Origin of the sequence: Pseudoalteromonas umbrosa (assembly GCF_030125375.1) — a bacterium.
In the GTDB taxonomy this organism is placed as follows: Bacteria; Pseudomonadota; Gammaproteobacteria; order Enterobacterales; family Alteromonadaceae; genus Pseudoalteromonas; species Pseudoalteromonas umbrosa.
This window is the reverse complement of the sequence record NZ_JASJUU010000009.1, coordinates 1-21,320: the sequence shown is the minus strand read 5'-3', so window position 1 is coordinate 21,320 and position 21,320 is coordinate 1. Positions and strand designations below refer to the sequence as shown.

Below are 21,320 nucleotides of genomic sequence, written 5' to 3'. Positions count from 1 at the left end.
CCTCCTTAAATCGGGATTGTTAATTTAGTAAAGTCCCGGCCACGCGCAACTTTACCCGCTTGACTTGGCACCACCAGTTGTAAAAGCGCACTGGGATCTGGCGCGGACGGCGTCGACAACGACCCAACAAAGCGTACTCCAGCCGCCGTTAAGCTTACACCTTGCAGCTGCCCATCAGACTTATCAGCAATCACAAACCAAGTCGGCTCATGTGGTAACTCAGGGGAGAGTGCTTCGTTATGTGCAAACGTTGCCCCCAGCCCCAAATAAATGCGCAAAACATGCTCCGGGTTATCCCAATCTACATCCCAGTATGCGGCATGGTCTTCGCCGATATGACCGAGTGCCGCAGTATCGTGAATACCGCTCGGTACTGCCGCCCCTTCAAACTTATGAGTGTAAATCGGTGCCGTATCATAGCTTGCAATCCAATCATCTAAACGCCCGGAAATATGTGCGTGCATTTGCGTATGACTGGTTGCTTGAGACAATTCAGGCAATGGGCCTTTAAACGTCAATACCCGCTTGTCAACAACATACCCTTTCATGGCCGTAAATAGCTGAAACATCACATTCCAATTATTGTGCTTCATGCGCCCTCCTCTGCGGTGTAAGGGGTATCACGGAAGATTTCCGTCTGCGTGCCATAAGCGCCATTGTGGCGAATATAGTGTGTTGGCTTGGCGCGCAAAAATAATGGGTCGACACCACTAAGTGTTGCCTCACCAAAATCTTTGTCAAAACTGCTTGGACCATAAGCCGGTAAGTGATGATCTGCATCCCATGCCACAGGTTCAAATAAGCTCTCTGAGGGCATTTGTGCGTTAAGCATAACCGTGTTGCTATTTTCTCCAAGTTTATTTGTCAGCAAACGTTGGTTACTAGCCGATTTCTCGTAAAATTGTACCTTATTGCCATCATATACATGCATCGCCAGTACGCGTTTGTTGAATTGTACCGCATTGCTTGTTTTTCCATCGTTTGAACTAATACGAAGATGGCCTAGCTGAAGCGTAGATTGTGTTAATTTTTCGACCATAAATTGGCTGGTAACGTTTGCCGATTGCCAAGTTTGCACTTTAGCCGCAGCTTGGTTCACTACAAATGTGTCGGTATAGCTAGCATTAAACCAACCTTGAGCAGGAGTATGACGAAGACCTCCGCTTATCTTGGCTGGGAATACCTGTTTATCTACACCTAGCTTTATATATCTCCACGGATTAAGCTGCGCATCCGTTGCTAATGGGCTAATCAAACTATTGAGCTCTTCAGTCTGCGCAAAGCGCGCAGATACACTGAAATTCATTGATACAGAACCACCAACAAAGTTGCTGACTGCAACCCCAGCGAACGCATTAAACTCACTTTGATTCATCATCACCGAGCTATTGGCCACTTTAGGAGTGGCCGCGATTTCAGAAGGAGCCTTGCTTGGTGACATACGAACCCAATGTGCCGAATTAAACTGAGCTGGCTTTTGTAAGCCATCCCAAGTGGCACGCAGTATGACACCGCGACGTTTTAAAACTACATGCATTGTTTATCCTGCCTCGTAAGGGTACGTTGCAATTTTATCTTGCAGTAATGGAGTGATGTTTAATACGGTTTGCTGTGACGAGTTCAGCGTCATCCCTGTCACTGCCTGGTGAGAAAAAGCCAATGAAGGGTGGTTGTAATCCGGTTTAACCGCGATTGCTTTAGGGTCATTAATATGGGCACCAACCGCCCCGCGGGTACCCGTCAGTACATCTTTTGTTGACGAGGTAAACCAGTACGGATTGTACTGACCATTGTCTTTGTGATGTGACACGGTTTGTATCCACAGCAAAGTCCCCTCTTGGTTATTAAGCAAATGATTCAACGCACCGCGCTGCTGATTTAACTGAAACTCAAAATGTTCAGCACTGGCAGGGTGATGCCATGTGTGGTCCTCATGCTTACCTGTAATTCCCTTTGGGCTGCTCGCCAATGAAAAACCCAGCTGAAAAGTACCTGTTATTGCTGGTGTCACCACATTTTCAAATTCCCCTAACACCGTCAACTCAGACAAGCGCGCAAGGTTTAAATAATCAGGACGCTCTTGCCAATATGTAGGGTTATCACTTGGTCTTATCAATAAAGTATCAAGCACCACCTCTTCTACTTCTTGGATCACCAACAACCGACTGTTTGACATCAGTTCAGTGCTTGGCCAAACCCTTTGATCAACATGCCAACGCATAATGTCATATCCTCTGTTCTATTCATTGCTACTGCACAAATAAGGGGGCTATCCCCCTTGGCAGTCTTATTCGGTTGGTAAGTTGTAATGTAATGTTTCCTTTGCCACGATTTCATCAATGTCTTTGCCAATCCATGGGAGCCCATCAATAATGGCTTTCATTTCTGCTTTAGCATTAGACCAATCATCAAAGGCATTGGTAAAATAAATATCCAAATAAGGGTCGGCAGTTTGCACGCTTCCATCGTTGACATTGAGTACCGTATTGGTCAAACGGACCGTGGCCGATGACGTCACATCACCAACGCTCATTTCTAAATAAGTGACATTGGTTGGTAGTGTGTTCAGGTCCAACGCCTGCGTACCATTCCATAGCTCCGATGGCCATGCGCTAATTTCTGTTGTTGAAAATTGCTCCCGTGTATCGGCAATTAAATATGCTTTTTTCGCCGTGCCGTTGCGGCGGATCACTTCGTTAAAACTGGTCGCGGGCGTAAAACGCAAAGCCGGATAATAAGGCGTCCAAAGGCGCTCTTTGTTAGTCCCCAACGAGTGAATCGTTGAAGTGGATGCGGCGCCGACCTTGTGGCGAATAGCGAGCGGGCCCAAATCAAATGACTCATCTAAGGAAGCCATATCATTATGCTCCCACCCCGTACTGCCAACTATCGAGAGTAAAATATTGCTATCAGCATCGGTTATTAACAAAAGAGCAGGCTTGCCTTCTAAAAAACGCGCATACTCAATGTTAAGTCCACCAACTTTATACTGGTGTTGTATTGTTGCTTCAGTGGCATGGGTGGATTCAGATGCCCACAATACAGCGGGATGTACATGTAATGTCATAGAGGACTCCTTCTAAAGTTAAGCGACAGGGTTGCACATGATGCGCAGCGAAACTGGGCGCACAAATCCAGATAAATCATAACCTGAGGCTAACTCCATCATCGCCCCCGAGCCCACAGGCCCGACACTACCCATAATGAGTGGCCGTGAAGATTCATAACTATTAGCAATATAGTTAACCGTGCCAACTTTCACCCCAGAAACTGGCGGCAAACCCGTCTTAACTCCGGTGTATTTATGGGGGGGATTAACCGACTTTGAAATCATCACGTAAGTTGGTGCCGCATCGTGAACAAGTTCCCCGGCAGCAGCAACAACTCGTAAAGCATCTAAATTACCGCCGTATATATCATATGTCTTATTCGCGCTAAAAGACCAATCCATCATCCAGCTTAGATCCGCTGCGGGATCTTTTGGCACAGTGACATAGTCTGTACTTGCATGTTCAGGTACTTTTCCTTCTGGATGTTGCATTCCCGAGGCTTTAGCATCTACCTCTAACGCACCGTAATAATCGTAAGTTTTTCCATTCCCAGCTATGTAAAAGTGCCCGAGATACCGCTCAGCGAGCGTAAGGGACTTAGTCTTATGTGTGTCACCGATTTGATCAAAATACATACCATATAAGAATTCACTGCGAGAAGGCATTTTCCCTGTATAAAAATGAAAATACAGTTCAAAATCGTACCCTGCCAATCCACTTTTTGACGTTTTGTGAACATGTCCAGGACTGAATGTACGCATTGCGATGCGCTGTAGCTCTTCGGTTGGAATAAGCGTCTTTATATCAAATGTTTCAGCCATTGATAAAAACCTATTAAGTAAAGGCTCAGTCAGAGTCGACTAAGCTGTATAGAATTACATTCCGTCAGCCGCCTCACTGTGCGCCTTTGACGTGCTTATAACACATTTCTCACATTATCCAGCAGCTCTGGAAAGGTCTCATCTATTGATGACCAGCTTTGCTGACCACAGTATCATTGTACAATAATATTAGTTAATTTATCTACTTCTCTGTGCGCTACTCACACAGGGTTTGATACGCTGTAATCCGTATACTCAATTTCTGCCGCATCCATTTTTTGCTTGCACGCGGTAAGTGCGGCATTGATCTCTTCCTCACTGTGAATATCAAAGCTAAACGAGGCTTCATTTTGCACAATAAAACGTGACAACTTGACTAAGCTTTGTCCACTTAACTGAATGTCGGGGTTATCTCCACCATGTTCGAGTTTTATCCAAGCCACTTTATTGTCTACATCCAGCTGCTCAGGCGTTGCTAAGGTTAATGCCTCGAGTGTTGGCGCACCTTCTAAGGGTTGTGCCATATTACTTTTCGTTTGTACAAAGTAGCATTGCGCCACTTCACCAGCTTGCAACACCGTAGAGTGGAAGAGCACTGTTTTGCCTTCATTGAGCACACCAGAGCTATCCGGCACAGGTCTGATCCGACAGTTTACCCGAGGTTTAGTCATCAATAGATAATCATATTGCAAAGTGGGGTAATGAGACTCGTACCAGCCTGCTCCGCGACCGAACCAACGTTTGCGTCCGGTAAATCCAATGAGCGCATCAGGGCTATCCTTATCTATGATTTCAGGCTGTTGTACAATCTCGGCATCGACTTTGACCAGCAATTGCGATTGCGCATCGTAAAATACCAGATATCCATATCCAACCACGGCTTCGAGATAAGTACCATCGGTTACCACACTCCCCGTGTTTGACAGTGCGGTTAAATGGGCCAAAGAGGATTCGGTCGAAAAGCTAAGCTGGCTATTTTTTTCAATCAAATCTGAGAAAGGCTGACGTTGTTCAAGCGTATCCAATTTAAAATACGGGTATGACATAGGTTAGTTTCCTGCTGTGGTGTTTAGTTTCAATTCTATTTTTCTTACTTTAAGTGCTTCTAAAATATAGTAAATAAAGTGTTTTGCACCGCCATAATACAAGTTTACCCAGGGGTAGAGCGGCTTCCACCAGCCATCCTCTAACCAAATATTAGCTGGGCTACCCACTTTACCAATCGTTAAAGGGATCATGCCTCTAAAATCTAAAACTCGATCTTGCTCTGAGTATAGTATCGCTCTTTCTTCTCCACCTGGTCGTACATATGTACGAGTATTGCAGGAGTCGGATGCACGACCCAATAAGGCCCACTGTGCAGCCAAGCCCCGAGGAGGCGCGTTACGGTGCACGACACTTCCGGTATGACGCAGCTCTATATTTCCTCTTTGCTCACTAGGGATAAGATGAAATGAAGAGCGCGCCAGCCCCTGATCTGCATTGCCCAACAAATGGCTTGCGACCTCATGGGCGTCCACCCAGTCTGAGGGCTTCAACTGGAACACCCCCATGCATTCGGACAAGAAGGTGCGCGTATGATCTACCACCTTATTACTCCCCCCATAGTCTGATACACGGTATGTTTGTATACCAAACAACACCTCTTGAGGCGTCGGCGGCGGCGTATTCATTAAAAATATAGCCAGTTCACCAGCTTCAAGGAGTTGGGTTAAATCTTTCCCTAAACTGTTTATTGGATTAAGTGCAGATTTAAAACCGCTCGAAATAGTTACACTCATTCTCCTAAGCTCCTTGAGATAAAGTAGTTTTTGCTCCCAACTCGATTTTGTGAATATCAAGATGGTCAAGTAAGTCGCAGCGATAACGCCCTGAATTGCCTTTCCAACTTGCAGTATGCCAAATCTCGGAATGCTGACTGTCCGCCATCCAAATATTAGCAGTGCTGCCGACCTTCCCAACTGATAAAGGCACCATGCCACGGAAATCCAAAATTCGGTCATTTTGCGAGATCAACTCGCCATGGCTAGCGTTACGAAGGTGCCTAAACCATGTGCGCCCTAGTAAGGAGTCATTCACTCGACCTAATAGTGCCCACTGTACAGGACGCTCAAGCAAGGTGAGATTTCTATGCCTTATTTCAAATGAATGACGGACTGTAACAGCATCAATATCCTCTTTAGGCACAAGGTGCATCATGCTCTTTGTATCTGGATTTTGACTTAAATTTAGTAATTGATTGCGCTTATCTGAAGCAAGCGCCCATTGCTCTGGATTGAGCGGAAACACACCTGCACATTCTTGCATCGCCGTAATGGTCATATGTACAATGCGACCACTTGAGCCATAATCCGTTACATTGTAAGTTTGCATTCCTAATAAGGCTTCTTCAGGGGTTGGCGGCGGTGTACTCATCATATATAGCGCTAATTCTCCCGCTTCTAACAACCCATTTAGATCTTGTTGCAACGTATTTATAGGATTGAGGTTTTGCTTTAATGCTGCGGATAATACTAGGCTCATTGACCTACTCCTCTTTGTTACTTGTCGGTGTTAAAGTACGGCGCTGCTCTATTTTTTTAAATCTCGATATCAACTTATAAAGTGTTGATCGGGTTTAATACCTGCTTAAACCCAGTAGACATCGTGACACTCATTAGTAAGCCGTCTCACTTCTCATTGGCAATGCCGCCCACGTTTCGACATCACTTTCAAAACGCTCAGATACACAGGCAACCTGAGTAATATCCATGGTAATACTTGCCACCTCAGTGGCTGCGTCAGGTGCAGTTTCGTCATATTCCAATTTAAAATCTGGATAAGGGTGACCAACCCAGTTCTCGGGTATATCTGCTAAACTGCGCTCTTTAACTTGGAAGGTATAACGCATCAATGGCCATTCATGAAATGAAGAGCCATTTAAATGCATCATATGCAGATAACCAGCAAAAGATGGGTAGGTCGTGCCCTGATCTTTTAGCCATTTCAAGATATACGTACTAAATGTGCCAGAGATGGTGAACTCTACACGGTTATTTCGACATATGATTGGCCCCATTCCCTCACGCAAAGTCGTCACATCGGGCAGTTCAGCGGCATCAAAAAATTTGTTGTACTCTTCAAATGGCCTAAGCATGGCAGTGCCCACATATTGAAATACATGACCAATATTGCCCTTGAAGTCTCGGTCGATCCGCGCATTCGTGTACGTCAGTGAACGGTGCCCGCCCGTTACCGTATCATCACCCCAAGTTCGATTATTACCTGTATTATGATGATAGAACAGGCCCGTGTAAGGAAAAAAACCGTCATTAAATCCGGTCATGCAGCGCATCATCATTTCTGAAACTAATTGCGGACTGTAATATGCCACCTGTGCCCCCTTAATGAATTGGCGTGATAAATTCAATGACATCCAATGTTGGATTGTCAGCAGTTAAAGCATTAGATGCCAAAACCAGTTCTGCATTTGGCTCAAACTCTACCCCAACACGATGTGCCACATAACGACTGCGTGCCACTGGGTTATCCGACACCCACAGTGTTAACATCCAATGGCATTGCTGCGTGCCATGTGCTTGATGGTCAAACTGTATTGTGACTTGATTGTGCTCAGCAGTCCCTGATAAGCCCACTAAGACACTTTCGGTACGCAATACATTGTCCTTTAAATCAGGGCGAGTCTCCCAATACATCACAGGGCGTTTCTCTTCATGATTAGTCCAAGTAAATTGCGCCAATAATCCTTCTGTCTTACCTAAAACCAAAGAGTGTAAACTCGACGTCGGTGCATCTGGTGCAATATTTTGTTGCTTCCATTGGGTCTCTAAAATATCCGCAAGCACGTCAAACTCAGGCAAGTCGCCGGTCATTAAATACGTCACTTGCCGATGCTCTTCAGTATTAAAAGCATATAAACTACGCAGTGCGTTACAACTTTGAAAACGTAAGTGTTTACTAAATTCCACAAGGGTCTCCCTAACCAAAAACAGGTAAATACACTTCTAGGCACTCTAAGGTTAACTGTGAAGTGCTCACTAAATTGTCACTTAATACCACCTCAGCAGTTGGATCACTGGCAGTCCCTACTCGATTGACTATCACATGTGTGCGTTCATTAACTAAATCCGTTGCTGCATTATTGAGCAGTGTTATACTCCAGGTAATAGGCTGCGCCGACGCACTGATCTGGCTATGGCTCGTCGCAAGCGTAAAACTCGTTGTCGGTGGCGTTCCGACAAGCCCTTTAACCATGTTATGAACCGTTGAATTCGCAACAGCCTCTGTCACTTGCTCGTTGGCCAGTGCCACTGTCTCTTCAGAGCGAGCCCATGAGTGTGTATTCATAAAATTATCAACATAGCCAAGTAGCTTGGCGTTGAGTGTACTCGTTGGATCTGAGGGTAACTTTCTGTCTCTGATCCAATCATCACGCATGTACAATGCCAGCTCGTCGTTTGTTGGTGGCTCGCCCCGCATAAAAAAAGTAGGGTTGGTATAATCGGCGTGCTCTCGTTGTACAAAGGATGAAAGCGTGTTTATTAACTGATGCCGTACAATATTAGAGGCTTGCATGGTATTTCCTTGATTAAATTCAGAATGATATCGCGGGGCGTATAACGCCTTTTTATTACTGTGCTGGCGCTTCTGGCACTGGCGCTTCTGGCGGTGGCACCACAGGCGCTTCTGCACGCCATCCCGTCACACATATATGAGTATTAGTCGTGGCTTGAAGACGGTAGCGTCCTTTTGGCAAGTTTTCATGGATCACCTGATATTCTGAAGAGTTAAGCTGAGGCAGCTCAAGTTCAAAAGGCTGGTCACCATCTAACTTGGTCAGTTTTCCCACTGTATAGTTATAGTGAATATGACCCTTAAACGAGACTTTTGCATCTTGCGTCAAGGTAAAGTCCACATACTCGTTTATATTCTGGATCCAAGCGCCATGAGCATAACTATCCACCCCGCTATTCAATCTTTCAGTCGTATCAACAAGTTTATTTCTGGAGTTAAATGCATTAACAGCAACAAGATGAGGCGTCAAGTCATGCTCGTATTCTGTGGGCACATCAAATCGCTCCACTTTAAGCTCATGCATGTCAAACACGCTATAATAAGAGAATAAATCAAATCGAAACGCGCGATTTGGGGCCAGTGACACAGGATTACACAGCAATGTAGTCATATATGTTCCCTCGACATAGACCATGACTCGGCCGTCAGGCATATAATACAACTCATATTTTTGCGCTTTATGAGTTGGGATGGCGCTTGCCGTTTTGCCATCAGGCTTATTACGCTCCGAGATATTGAAACACGCGGCGATATAGTGAGAGCCAGTATCGGTTGAGATGCAATGATTCCCTGCTCGGTCATCGTTATATTCCATAATTGGTCGTGCAATGCGCCAGTCCTCATCGGCAGGTACTAAACGTAAGTTAAACTCATAGGGCGGTGAAACTTGAGTGCCAGAATGCATTCCTAATAGTTTGATAGTAACCTTAACGCCCTCTGTATTTGAGGCAGGCCAACTGAATGTTTTATCGGAGCCACCATAGACAAAATGACTGGCCTTTGCTGCACCGCCCTTAAAATAAAGTCCCTCATTGATGTCTAAAGGCGGATGTCGTCCCGTATCATCATAAAGATTAAATGAGTCATACCAATTGCCTTGCGCCATCAAGTCAAGCACTGTGCTTTTCATAACCGGCAACTGAGGCATAGGGCCTAAGTCAATGTGCTCAACCCCATGCAATATCTTGGCGGTGTAAGCGGCGACTTCATTAAATCTGGCAGACAACTGATTAACCGCTTCTCCCACAGGGTTGTCTGATGGCATACCTAAATTGAACCAATCAAGGTCAATAATAAAGCGATTGTTTGGCTTTAATAAGGCGCGTTTGTCGTCATCAATTTTGAAAGAAAAGGTACCACTCACCCTATCAAGCTGCTTGGACTCCCGATATACAAGGTGAGAAGCCCCTGTTTCATTGACAAAACCAAAGCTAATTACGGTGTTTGAATTTACAGTCACATTACTGCAATCCCAACGTAACCAAAAGCGCCCTTGGCTCGCCAGTACCGCTTCATTTAGTACCGCAGCAGACTCGCCTAGTCCAAAGGTCCCAGTACCGCCTTGCGACAAACCGATTTCATCAAGTTCGGCGGGCACATTAAAATCCAACCCGATCAAATACCACGCTTTGATGTTATGTGTATGCTCGTCAATCATGCTATGTGCATTTTTAACCGGATTATACTCAAGACAATAACGCATTATCTTGCTGTCAAAAGTGGCATGCTTAACTCTATGATGGCCAGTACTTAAAGTATCTCGAGAGCGCAGGTATGACTCATTAGCATACTCTTTTATTGGCGTTGCATTGTGCATTAGCCAGTGTACCGCGATGACATTTTGGTCGTTAACACCGATTAAGGCAACATCACTAGAAAAGACAGTTTTAGCGTATCGAGCTGCGGTGGTGCGGCCATTTTTTCCCGCAAGATAACGCTTGATATGATTAAGAGACATAGTTACAGACCATCCTTAATTTTAGGGTTAATGACCAAATCCTGCATACGGATCCTCAAACGTGAAGGTACAATTTGTCTGTAAGCGTAGCGAGTTAGGCCTTTTTGCGCACCATGGCGCAATACCAGGTTTGCGGTCGGCTCATCTTCAATATCACCAACCGTGATATAATACATATAATTCGCGGTTGCTCGGCTCGTATTGATATACACATTATGGCCCTCTCGAGTCAAAGTAGATGCACTTCGTCGGGACTCAGCGGTTGTATTATCAAAGATCATATCGGATCTTACCGATGTGGTTGTACCAAAACACACTAACCCCCAAGTCGCACGATGATTATCATTACCGTTCAATGCAACTAATTTGCGCTCTTCCATATCGTAATGCTGTGTAGGCCCATGTAAGCCATAAGACATCCCTTTTGGGAACACCATATTGACGATGTCATTTGGGTCTGTGCTTAACTCCGACTCACGATTAGGCATGTTGTAATAAGGGGTTGCTTGCTCATCGATCAATCCTTCCCCTTCACTGCGGTGATGTTTTAATTTAGGGTTTAGAAGCAAAGGCGCTGAACGGTTGCCATTACCATACTTATCTAATGTCACCATGCCAATAAATGAGTAGTTTGCGTAATATCCAGAGATTAAATAGTGATTGTTTTCAAGCTCTTCACGTGTGGGACGACGACCAGCGAACAGGGCAATGATTAACTTCCCATTATTTCGCCAAGCGGTCATGGTGTCTAATAAGGTATCGCGTAACCAATCTGGATCACCAAATGATCCGCTGACCAACGACATGGTAGGTTTTTGTGAGCCGAGTGCCATGGCGGCCTCCTCCCGTTATCAAGGTTTATATTCACAATCGCACACGCAACTCGGTCTTAGCCGCTTTTAGGCTCCAAGATAATAGAAACAGGGATTAAAAGAGGCTCAAAGCAGTCATTGTATTGTACAATTTGGCAATAAAAAGTGTCAATCAAATACATTGTACAACAAATTTTAAAAATAACTTCTTGTGCCCTAAGGTCACATTGCGATCGCTAAGATCAATATGATCAAACGTGCCCTCAGGTCACGATCCTCATGGTTTAAGTGTATTCTGATACTGGCGCGTGACCCGAGGGCACATACTGCACGCACTTCTATATGGTCAGTTCTTGTGAGCACTTTTTGAGTGCACATTGGATAGACACTTACCCATGTCACGCTTCAGTATAATCATTAAAAATACCTCATAAAGTTCAATTAACATATAAAAAGAACCGTTGTTTATACCGTTGTTTAACCAGTAATACATTAACTATTTTCTGATGAAAACCAATGCACCCTGTGTTTGTTTATACAGCATTGTTCAGCTTACAACAGGATTAGAACAGCGATTAGTTTAATTGCTACTTTATAAAAAATAGCTAATTTAGCGTTAAAACACCGGTATTGTACAATTTAAGACTTAAAAACAGGATCAAAAGATGATTTGGAAATGAAAAATTTATAAGTTTTGAAAAGGTAAATATCACGGCTTTTAAAGTGGCTTTTGAGGAATCATTAAAACTCGCTGAAGCCCTTTAAAAATAAGGGTTGCGAGGGTTTTATATCGGTTTATTTTAAGGGGAATAGCGGGCCTTAGGCCCCCACTTAAAATGGCACAGGTAAACCTTGAACATACAAGCAGGCGCATATCATTACAACAAAATGCCTACATCTGTCTTTGATGAAGACTGGCAAGTAGGTGACGAACCCGCTTTGCGTTGGTTTTGCCGTGCCTGTGGAGAAACGGATGAACTCACCGATCATCAAGCCAGTGGTAAACCGCAATATGATCCATTGCGCGAAGTCACAACACGCAAGGATTATATGCAAACAATCAATACAGGTGAGTGCTCATCAACGACGCATGGTGTTTATTTCACCCCTAATCTATTTTACAAATGGCGCAACCAAAAACAATTGTTTGGCTTTGTGGCCCATTGGATAGAGATTGATACCAAGAACCACAATGCGTTAACACCACAAGCATCACAGAGAGTGCTTGATGAAGTCGCACAGGTACTGTGGCTTGCAGATATTCCTATGGCGACCAATATTGTCACAACAGGTTCTGGTGGTGTGCACTTATATTGGTTATACGACTGTGCACAACTAACGCAATCAGCCAAGCATAGGGAAATATTGATCACACGCTGGCGCGAGATCAGTCGACAATTGACATCTCGTTTTGATGCTCAGCGAAAGCAGCTTGGATATAAAGACTGGTTTGTTGATTTTGCAGCTTCGCACAACCCTTCAGGAAATATGCGCTTACCGGGCTCGTTACACCATAAAACTTGGCGCAGCGTCGACTACTATCGTGGCGGTAAGACTTTTTCTCCTCAAGCCTTGGTTGATGAACTAGGGCTAAAATGGAAATATCCCAAAAATGCGCCAGCCTCTTTAGAAAAAGGCAATAGCGTAAATAGCAAGCCCAAATCCCAATCAACCCAACGCCGTGCGAGCGAGATAAAACCCAAGCTCAACACAGCCCAACAAGTGCCTAAAAAGTTACCAGGTATTGCCCAAGGCTATGACAGCATTGGACAAAAATGTTGGCTAACTCAAATAATTACACAATGGGTCCAATACTTATCGAAAGAACAACCAAACTTAAAAGGTCAACGTGATCTCACTGCATTTCATTTATTCAATTGTGCAAATAGAGTAATGGACCCCTCTGCCGCATGGCAGTTTATACAGGAAATAAACCAAAAATATATCGGTCTTTCAGCGCAGGAACTCAAGTCTTACCTCAGCACTGCTGCAACAACAACCTATTACTATGGGTTTACACGCTTGAAAAAGATATTAAGCGACGAATTAAAACTGCCAATAAACTTTACACAAACACGTAAAAAGAAAACCCTCAGTGCAGGTCAAAAAGCAGCAAAACAAAAAATGGCAGCAAGACACACAAACAAAGCAAAGGCACAAACAACACTGGATAAACTCTGTAAAGAAGTAACCCAATATATAAAAAACAACAACTTAAGCCTTTACCAAATCAAGGAATCGCCAAAACTAAAAACAAACTTACAGAAGAGATCACAATTATCAAAAGCGACCTTTTATAGATATATTGACAAAGCAATACAACAAGCAACAAAACAAATAAAAGTTAAACTCAATGACCTAATAGCCCTTAGCAAAACAACTTGTCTCAACCGCTACAGCCATTCCTATAACGCCTTGGCGAAACCGTATTTTCTTTTTGGCTTGGTTGGTACATCTTCATGGTTTTTATCTCGTTTTAATGGCCTTTATTTCAAACCTCCTGATTAACCTTTTGGCCTTGTACAATGGTTGTTCTTCTCTATTGCGCCGCAGTGGTATTGATTATATAATCGCTGAATAATTATAAGACTAATCTAGCTGAACACTGTATGTGTTGATAGTTATCGAGGACCTTTAATGAGCCGACGTCAAAAACGAGACTTTAATCTTAGCTCAGATAATCATTTATCTAATCTTCAAGAGAGTTCAAGTTCCTCTATAGAATCTATTGATAAATCTACATCTTTGCGTAAATCTCGACGGACTCGCCGTGACTTTTCTGCTATGCCTGTTACTGAAGAGAAGCCACAAAGCAAACGTTTATCTGGTACGCTTTCATTCAAACGTCAAGGCTCTACAACTGTGGTCCAAGCGGCTGACTCTAAACTTTCATCTCTAGAGTCTTCTAAGTTGCATACTAAGACACGGCGTGAACAATATGAGTTGTTAGATCCTCGTCGCTACGTTACTGAGTCTAATAACATTTGGATTGGTAAAGAAGATTGGGCTTTGTTGCTTAAAAAATATAATACCAGTGAACATCGCTCTGTGTTGATCCGTTTACTTGAGAAAGTTGTGCTCGATAACGGTATGTCTATGCCAACAAGAGAAATAACGAGAGACGCGGCTTGGAAAAGTTTTCTCGATTTAAAACGTGCCGATTTTAACGACTTTATGGCTGGCTCCAGAACGGATTCTCGATTTACATATCAACAACCTTTAGGCATGTTAACCATATTGGCAAATAATGTTGGTAACTTCGCTGGTGACTATTTCTTTCAAGATATTCGTTGGACGTGTCGCGGCAGTTTAGCCGATTCTCCTGCTGAGTCTTGGAAAGATCCTAAAGTATTGCGCTCTGTTTTTCATCGTTTGTTGGATAGCTCCGAAGCGCTTGTTTCTCGAGATACATTGAGAAAGTATGTTGGTATACGCCGTTATATTCCAACGCCGGACAGACCATTTGTTTCTAAGGCTCTATTTGATTATTTCCAACCTGAATCTGTTCTGGATCTTAGTGTTGGCTGGGGTTCTCGGTTATTAGGGTTTGAAGCCGCTGAAACGCCCTTGGTATATCATGGTATTGACCCTGATAAGCGTATTGTTGAAGCCAGTCGTAAATTGGATAAATTTTGTCGTCAAACGCGTAAAACAGTATCTATTTATAGAGAGGCTGCGGAAGATTTTTCTTATGAGTTGATTGACCCGGTTGATATGATCATGTTTGCGCCACCGCCTTTCAATAATGAACGTTATACCAAAGATCAAGATCAAGCGTATATTCGCTATCCTTCAATTGATGATTTCCTTGATGAGTTTTTGAAAAAGACCATTGTCAAAGCATGGGATTGTTTAAAAATCGGTGGTACGTTGGTGATTGAATTAGGTGACTTAAAAGCCCCTAAGTTTGATGATTTTAATGCGCGTACAGGTGGCCGTTACCGTTTAGTTGAACCACTTATGAGTATAATTAAGCGAGAGCTACCAGATGCTAAGTATATGGGGACGATTGGCGCTGGGGTAGCCAGTGCGAAACCATCTGCTAATTTTGACGCCACTTTACGAGGCGATCCTGCTTGGATTTTCACTAAGCAATCTTCTCAAAAGGCAGCTTCTTTATTGCTTGGAAAGAGCAAAGCAAAAGAAGTGTATCATGAATTAAATGCTGACTAAGCTGATCTACATAGGACTACTTTTAGTATCTTAAGGGCATAACTGCCCTTTCTCTTCGGTTGTACATTACTTATACCGACTTATAGTGTTGTACAATAAACCCGTCTTACTATATTCTTTGCTAACTAAAAATATTGTCACAATAGCCATTTGTTTGGATGCAGTGCCTAGATACATTTTGGTGTTTCGGCTATTTGAGGTCCATGGGTCAAGGTAAATTCATACTGAGATATATCTTTTAAAGCGCTTGATGGTGACGTGATGCGGTGGCAATACGTCGTCTCAAGGTACCATAAATAAGAACTTAAAGATGGGTTTGAAATAAAAGCCTATGAACGTGAGGAACAAATGTAATATAAATCTCACAAAATAAAGCTTTTAACTAGTTCTTTTGGTTGTTTTGTTTTTTATTTTTAATTCTTTATTATTAATTGTTTTTTACAATGGACTAACTTTATTGCTCTGGTAATAGACGATTAGTCGCAGATATTCGAACAAGCACTATGTTGTAAAACAGCTATTTGTTTGTGTGAGATGGAAGGATAACTATATGGCACAGGTAAAGAGGTTGCATTTTTACGAGGAATTCTCGGGAGCAGCTGCATTTTTTGAGTACTTCGAGGCACTAGTTGGGGAAAGTGGTCTAGATCTGGAGGCGTTAATGCATGCTCATGCGGTTAACATTGCTGGTTTTGACTCTCTTAGGTCTTATATAGACTATCTTGAAAGTCCACAAAATCAGTTTGCACACTTAGAATTTGCGTTCGAGGGAGAGCAACTTGCTGAGATTATCGTGCACATGCGTCGACAATGTGGTGCTCAAATAACGGAGCCGAAATGTTTTTCCCGTGATTTAAATGCGGCTGTTACATATAGTCTCACGTCATCAAGATGGGGTGGGCGCTTGTTCATTGATTGTGTCTTTGAGGTGGTTGAAACCCTATTTTTATACCTAAGTGAAAGTCACTATACAGATCACCCTGAGTTATTATCACAGCGTGATAACTGGTATGGTAAAAACTTGTTTTTCGACACATCGGTCAAACAAATTATTAAAGAATACAATAGCCCAGAGTTCGCTCTTGGCATCGTCAATTGGCTTCAACAGAGCGCGCAGCTTGCTTTTTTCGAGCACAATCAGCCCGTAGCGCAGTTGTGTGAACTGTCCTCACAGATTATTGGCAATGGAGTTGCAATAGCCTTAGAGGTTCTGATGACGCGTCTAAGATACAATGCTGATTTATCTGTCGATGATGTGGCTGCACTGCGAAGGACGTTACAAGTACATTTTGATCAGGAGTTTCAAGCTCAAGCGGCGACTTTGATTATTACGCAAACGTATTTGTCATGTTTAGATTGCTTGTCTTTAGGGTTATTAGAAGAGGTGCCCAATGACAATATGATGGACGGAACAGGTATTGAGCTAAGGGAAAATCACGTAGTTCATTAGGTTAGCTTGATGGGCGACGACGAAACGGTAAATAAGGCACTATCACGGTTGGCTTAGCTGTTAGGATCAAATTAGATGGGCAGTCAATTTCTCATATGACTGCGCGCCCATACGTAACGTGTCTGTAAGATCTACAGTGTTACATTGCTAAAGAAGTGATCGCTCCTCCTCCTTTAACGACTTCAATATGTACTCGGTAGTCGTTTGGGTTCAGGAGTAAATCCACTTGATCTACACTTCTTTCTACTGTCCATTCACCTGAAATATGCCGTTCAAGCGTATGTCCTTCACTTAGTTGCTCATTTAAAAATAAAGCGCGTCTTACCTCTGGGGACTTACAATTATCTAAGATATCCTTCCACATCTTTAAACCTCTAAAGTTCTGATTAAACAGTTATTATGTGCACACAGACTCCTTTTTGTGTGCCGCTAATTGTAAACATTGCAATAATGTTTCGGATGCATTATTGACATACATCTTTGACTTGGCAATGGCGTGAAAGCTTAATCTTATGTAAGATATTTCTCACACCTATATAATACAATTGCATGATTTTCGGCAACTTGTTGCCATATAAGGGATATTTTTGTTTATAACAGCTTCTGCGCTTTTGATTAAATGGCGTCAAGGAGCAATGTACAATGATCCTAATCTTGTTTGTTTGGTTGAAAAATAGTCAGTTTAATCTGTCCTATTTATATTTAAAAGAGCCTAATTCAAATAATTCTTTTAATAGAAAAATTTTCACTCTGGTAAATTATCAACCTATTTGCATGATAAATATACGTGAATGATTAGATTGGACCTCGGCTGTTAGAGCTTATTCATCTTGTATTTTAGTGTTACCAGCTTGTATTCGACTGTGTACTATCATAGCTTTTCGGCTATTAATATGTACATATTATTAATGTCATGCATATTATTCTGTAGCCGGTTCCCTTTATATTTAAGATAAAATCATCGAAGGAATGGCCGTTGTGTACAGCTGATGTTGTATTCTATGAAGTTTAGTGTGGGCTAACCTTAGTTCTGTTTTTATCATAATTTCCTCATTTATTTTTATTCATGGCCTTTGACTGGCTGCTGAGTTTTTCTTGATATGCATATACAACGAAATCATTGCATTACAACTCGGTTAGAGGCCAATTATTTTGACCTACCGTTTATTAGACCGCAATTTTGCAAACTAATTTCGTATCAATATAGTTAATCTAAGTATAAGGGGGTACAATCCCCTGCATGCTAGGTTATATCAACTAAAAAAGTTATGCTAACATAGCATTTGGTTACATTAATAAATTAATAAATACTGGCGTGAAAACAATTGTTTTATCCGAATTTTTAGGTGTTACATAAGCAAAGTATGCCGACTAGATAAGGTATGCTCTTTGAGTGTCACAAAGGTGTGGTAACATCAACCGGAAGTAGAAGGGCATGTTTTAGTTTTGAGTGAAACCTCACTACAACTAAGTTGGGTATAAAGATATTTGTCCAGTTTTGTGTGGAAAGCTTGAGGTTTAACATATCTAATACGGATTATTAATTTACGTAAAGTCTTTTAGACCTGAATGAAAATTATGATGCAGTACCTAATAAAAAATAAAATAAAAGAAGGACAAGAGAGGAATGTTTGAAACTTGGCTAAGTTTGGTAAATATCATTGATACAGTAGACAACATTATTGTAGGCGCTTTGGCTGCTAGTCTAATTATCTCATGGAAAAATATAGCAGCACGCTGGCTGTTAATGATTTATTTTTTATTGGAATGGGCTGATTTAATACTGAGCGATTGGTCTCGTACCATGCCAATAGGCTTTTATGCTTGGTGCATGTTGCTCTGTGTGGTTTTTGCGGCTGTGATTTGGTGGCGTCATTTGATCGCCTACCGTTTTCGCCAATTTGAATTTTTCAAGCAAGTATACTTACAGCATAAATACACGCAATTGGACAAGAGACTTATTTACATTTTTGCATTTACTTTTGTGGTTAATTTGGTTACGCTAATTGAAGTTTACCTATATAGTATATGGGTTTTACAAGATGCATGGTTTAAGTTAAATGTACGAGATGTATTGCATAATGCTGCTCAGATTGCAGTTTCATTGGTGTGTCTACATTATGCTTACTATGCCAGGCGATATTAAACGAGACTAAAGAGAATTTAAAATGAAAGAGTTGGACAAAGGTGATTTAAAGCGTGTTTTTGGTGGTTCAGGTGGTGGAGCTCAGAGCCCAGCGCTTCCGCCGCGTTAAAAAATACGATATTCGTGTGATAAATCGGCTTTTGTCCAATAAAGATATGTATTTGATACTGTAGAAAAGGTTTTATTAGCCCATTATTCATGTTGTGAAACATGAACCCTCTAGTGTTGTACATTGATTTATCACACCATTACGCTTTGTGTTTAATCTAAAAGAATACTTAGCTGACAAGAATATAATTTGTTATACAATGAATTGGGTTTTTCGTTTGGCTTTAGGACTGAGATGTCAAAAAAGGTTTGGCTTAAAGTGCGTTATTTAAAGTTAATCAGGCTCTTAGTATGCTGCATCTTGCTGTGCTTTATCTCTGGGCTGCAACCTATATTGTTTAAAATCGGTGTTTTGACTTATGCCTATGGAGTACCATTACCGCTATCTAGTGGCTAAGTCCTTGAGCTTAATCACGCAGGTTATCTGCTTTTTATTTGCTTTACCTCAGTGAATGCCACCATTCATCCCAATTAAGCATTTATCTTCTATTACCCCATCACAGAGTAAAGTTGCGCTGCATAAGTTTGAACTAGGGAGTCGTTCAAAGACCATGATGACAGCTCGACGTTCGCTATTTATTAAAAACTTAGTTAGAGTGTCAAAACGGCGTTTCAATGCGTTGCGCTGCTGGGGCGTTGGTGGGATACGGTAATCCCGAATAAAACGGCCGTTGAAAAACACATCATGTCGCTGCACTGATTTACTGTGCTCAATGACATGAGATGAACACATTTTTAGAATGTTTTTAATGTCTGAGACATGCATAATTGTCAGGTCTTCACCGCAATACTGTTGGATCACCTTCTCTACCAGTTCGGAGTTTATTTGCACATGTCCGCCATTAGCGGCACGTACCATCTTACCGTGTTCCATAGTCGTATCATAATCCATCAGATATTTTAGAACGGGCTTAGAAACTTGAATTTCAATCATTACGCAATCGCCTAAACAAACTATGAAGTGATAAAATATTGTACAAATTTAGTATGAAAGCCCCTGTGATGCAAGCGTTTTCTGCTGTTTGGCTTGATGTGTAATACCCCGCTTTATGACTGAAAAATAAGGCGCTCTGCATGAAAAGAGTTAGTAATTTTCTGACTTAAAATCGTTGTTTTTAGAGTAGCTGTCCTTGCTCATAGGCTGCTTAAGCAAGGATGTCGTTCCACAAGGAGCAAAAAGAGGCTTTTTAAAATAGCTTAATTAAATCTTGATCCAAAGCTTTAGATACTTGATTTGTCTATACCTAACATGGTGATATATTAACCTGACCGGTCACCTTTTATGCATTTAGAATTCGTGTTTTTGGCGATGGATTGACACGCTATGCTAGGCATTTATAACGCACCATTATATGTGTTGCTTTTGTGAAGCTGCGTTATGTACTGTGATAGTCAATAAGCGCAGCTCAATTGTGGCGTATTGACTCAGTGCACAAGCACCATTGAGCTTAGACGCAAAATAGTCGTTTTTAATGTAAGGTTCGCGGTGCTGACAGCTGTGCACTTAATGCTGTTGAAATTTTATAGCTGGTATCTATCAAAAAGACCAGAACTTCATCTGAGCCTGCTTCTGTTTGCCGCAAATAGCTGCCAGCAGTACGAAAAACACTATCATAGATCAGCTCTTCTAATTGCTGTTGATCACCAAACAGCATCTCTAATCCGACGTTATCTAGGTGGCTTTTGATTAAGGGGGTTCCCTCTTCGCTAAAATAGCCCTGAACGCATGGAGAGTCAACACTGAGTGTTTTGATAAACCCTTCAAGCTCTGGTTGTAATTGCGCACGGATCAAAGCGGTGATTTCGTCTGAATACGCTAGATAGTGTGTCATGATGGCTTTCCTTAAAAGTCGTGTTTCTGAGTCTCAAATTCGGCTACTAGTATATTGCTTTGTTGTTTTTGATCAAGTCATTACGTTGAAATTCTCTCGCATGCACTGAGTTTGAGCCCTGTTAAAAATTAACTCGATGTACAATGATGTTGATTTTTCTATGATTCAAAAAAACGATTTTTAATTTTTTCTTCGCACCATTGCGGCCATATTGTACGCGGGTTTGTAGTGTAATCCACTGCCGCACAGGCGTTTTTAATGAAACTACCTGTTGTGTTGTACAATGATTTGTATATAATAGAACTCAATCGAAACACAGACATAACTTAATAACTAATTGGAACCGTGATATGAACACAATGAAAAATGACAACCTTGAAATCGTAACAGGTGAAG

At 42.1% G+C, this 21,320-nt stretch carries 20 protein-coding genes; 4 read left to right on the top strand and 16 right to left on the bottom strand.

Translation table 11 applies throughout. The features are described 5' to 3' along the window. Positions 1–5: 5 nt before the first annotated feature. The 13 genes from QNM16_RS23105 to QNM16_RS23045 form a co-directional block, all read right to left on the bottom strand. Positions 6–593, bottom strand: coding sequence for a hypothetical protein (locus tag QNM16_RS23105; protein WP_284022596.1), 588 nt, complete (start codon positions 591–593; stop codon positions 6–8). Then, on the bottom strand, positions 590–1,537 hold the full coding sequence (locus tag QNM16_RS23100) for a hypothetical protein (RefSeq protein ID WP_284022595.1): 948 nt from the start codon (positions 1,535–1,537) through the stop codon (positions 590–592). Before QNM16_RS23100 ends, QNM16_RS23105 begins: the two co-directional genes overlap by 4 nt. A gap of 3 nt (positions 1,538–1,540) precedes the next feature. Beyond that, a complete protein-coding gene (locus QNM16_RS23095) occupies positions 1,541–2,221 on the bottom strand; it encodes a hypothetical protein (RefSeq protein ID WP_284022594.1) in 681 nt (226 codons plus the stop codon). Between the two features lie 66 nt (positions 2,222–2,287). Then, positions 2,288–3,067, bottom strand: coding sequence for a hypothetical protein (locus tag QNM16_RS23090; protein WP_284022593.1), 780 nt, complete (start codon positions 3,065–3,067; stop codon positions 2,288–2,290). An 18-nt stretch (positions 3,068–3,085) separates the two neighbouring features. Beyond that, complete coding sequence (locus QNM16_RS23085) at positions 3,086–3,871, bottom strand: hypothetical protein (protein ID WP_284022592.1); 786 nt, start codon at positions 3,869–3,871, stop codon at positions 3,086–3,088. Between the two features lie 221 nt (positions 3,872–4,092). Next, positions 4,093–4,917 (bottom strand): hypothetical protein, encoded by an 825-nt coding sequence (locus QNM16_RS23080; RefSeq protein WP_284022591.1) that lies wholly within the window; start codon positions 4,915–4,917, stop codon positions 4,093–4,095. A gap of 3 nt (positions 4,918–4,920) precedes the next feature. Then, on the bottom strand, positions 4,921–5,652 hold the full coding sequence (locus QNM16_RS23075; RefSeq protein WP_284022590.1) for a hypothetical protein: 732 nt from the start codon (positions 5,650–5,652) through the stop codon (positions 4,921–4,923). 4 nt (positions 5,653–5,656) lie between these two features. Next, positions 5,657–6,394 carry a hypothetical protein gene (locus tag QNM16_RS23070; protein WP_284022589.1) on the bottom strand — a complete coding sequence of 246 codons (738 nt, stop codon included), beginning with the start codon at positions 6,392–6,394 and terminating at the stop codon, positions 5,657–5,659. A gap of 133 nt (positions 6,395–6,527) precedes the next feature. Next, on the bottom strand, positions 6,528–7,244 hold the full coding sequence (locus tag QNM16_RS23065; protein ID WP_284022588.1) for a hypothetical protein: 717 nt from the start codon (positions 7,242–7,244) through the stop codon (positions 6,528–6,530). Between the two features lie 10 nt (positions 7,245–7,254). Further along, positions 7,255–7,839: a hypothetical protein gene (locus QNM16_RS23060; RefSeq protein ID WP_284022587.1), complete on the bottom strand. Its 585-nt coding sequence runs from the start codon at positions 7,837–7,839 to the stop codon at positions 7,255–7,257. A gap of 10 nt (positions 7,840–7,849) precedes the next feature. Then, positions 7,850–8,446, bottom strand: a complete 597-nt coding sequence (locus tag QNM16_RS23055) for a hypothetical protein (RefSeq protein ID WP_284022586.1) — start codon at positions 8,444–8,446, stop codon at positions 7,850–7,852. A 55-nt stretch (positions 8,447–8,501) separates the two neighbouring features. Further along, on the bottom strand, positions 8,502–10,403 hold the full coding sequence (locus QNM16_RS23050; RefSeq protein WP_284022585.1) for a hypothetical protein: 1,902 nt from the start codon (positions 10,401–10,403) through the stop codon (positions 8,502–8,504). A 2-nt stretch (positions 10,404–10,405) separates the two neighbouring features. Beyond that, a complete protein-coding gene (locus tag QNM16_RS23045) occupies positions 10,406–11,236 on the bottom strand; it encodes a hypothetical protein (protein WP_284022584.1) in 831 nt (276 codons plus the stop codon). Positions 11,237–12,067: 831 nt separating this feature from the next. Here QNM16_RS23045 and QNM16_RS23040 point away from each other — a divergent pair. From QNM16_RS23040 to QNM16_RS23030, 3 genes are all read left to right on the top strand, one after another. Next, positions 12,068–13,723 (top strand): hypothetical protein, encoded by a 1,656-nt coding sequence (locus tag QNM16_RS23040; protein ID WP_284022583.1) that lies wholly within the window; start codon positions 12,068–12,070, stop codon positions 13,721–13,723. Between the two features lie 129 nt (positions 13,724–13,852). Then, on the top strand, positions 13,853–15,388 hold the full coding sequence (locus QNM16_RS23035) for a class I SAM-dependent methyltransferase (protein WP_284022582.1): 1,536 nt from the start codon (positions 13,853–13,855) through the stop codon (positions 15,386–15,388). Between the two features lie 550 nt (positions 15,389–15,938). Beyond that, positions 15,939–16,838 (top strand): hypothetical protein, encoded by a 900-nt coding sequence (locus QNM16_RS23030; protein WP_284022581.1) that lies wholly within the window; start codon positions 15,939–15,941, stop codon positions 16,836–16,838. 139 nt (positions 16,839–16,977) lie between these two features. On the opposite strand, the gene QNM16_RS23025 is transcribed toward QNM16_RS23030, so the two are convergent. After that, positions 16,978–17,202: a hypothetical protein gene (locus QNM16_RS23025; RefSeq protein WP_284022580.1), complete on the bottom strand. Its 225-nt coding sequence runs from the start codon at positions 17,200–17,202 to the stop codon at positions 16,978–16,980. A gap of 1,263 nt (positions 17,203–18,465) precedes the next feature. Here QNM16_RS23025 and QNM16_RS23020 point away from each other — a divergent pair. Then, positions 18,466–18,984: a hypothetical protein gene (locus QNM16_RS23020; RefSeq protein ID WP_284022579.1), complete on the top strand. Its 519-nt coding sequence runs from the start codon at positions 18,466–18,468 to the stop codon at positions 18,982–18,984. A 553-nt stretch (positions 18,985–19,537) separates the two neighbouring features. Here the strand turns inward: QNM16_RS23020 and QNM16_RS23015 are convergent. Both QNM16_RS23015 and QNM16_RS23010 read right to left on the bottom strand, forming a co-directional pair. Further along, positions 19,538–20,026, bottom strand: coding sequence for a hypothetical protein (locus QNM16_RS23015; protein WP_284022578.1), 489 nt, complete (start codon positions 20,024–20,026; stop codon positions 19,538–19,540). A gap of 535 nt (positions 20,027–20,561) precedes the next feature. Then, the gene (locus QNM16_RS23010; protein ID WP_284022577.1) at positions 20,562–20,924 is read right to left on the bottom strand and encodes a hypothetical protein; all 363 of its coding nucleotides are present in this window, start codon (positions 20,922–20,924) and stop codon (positions 20,562–20,564) included. Positions 20,925–21,320: the final 396 nt, after the last annotated feature.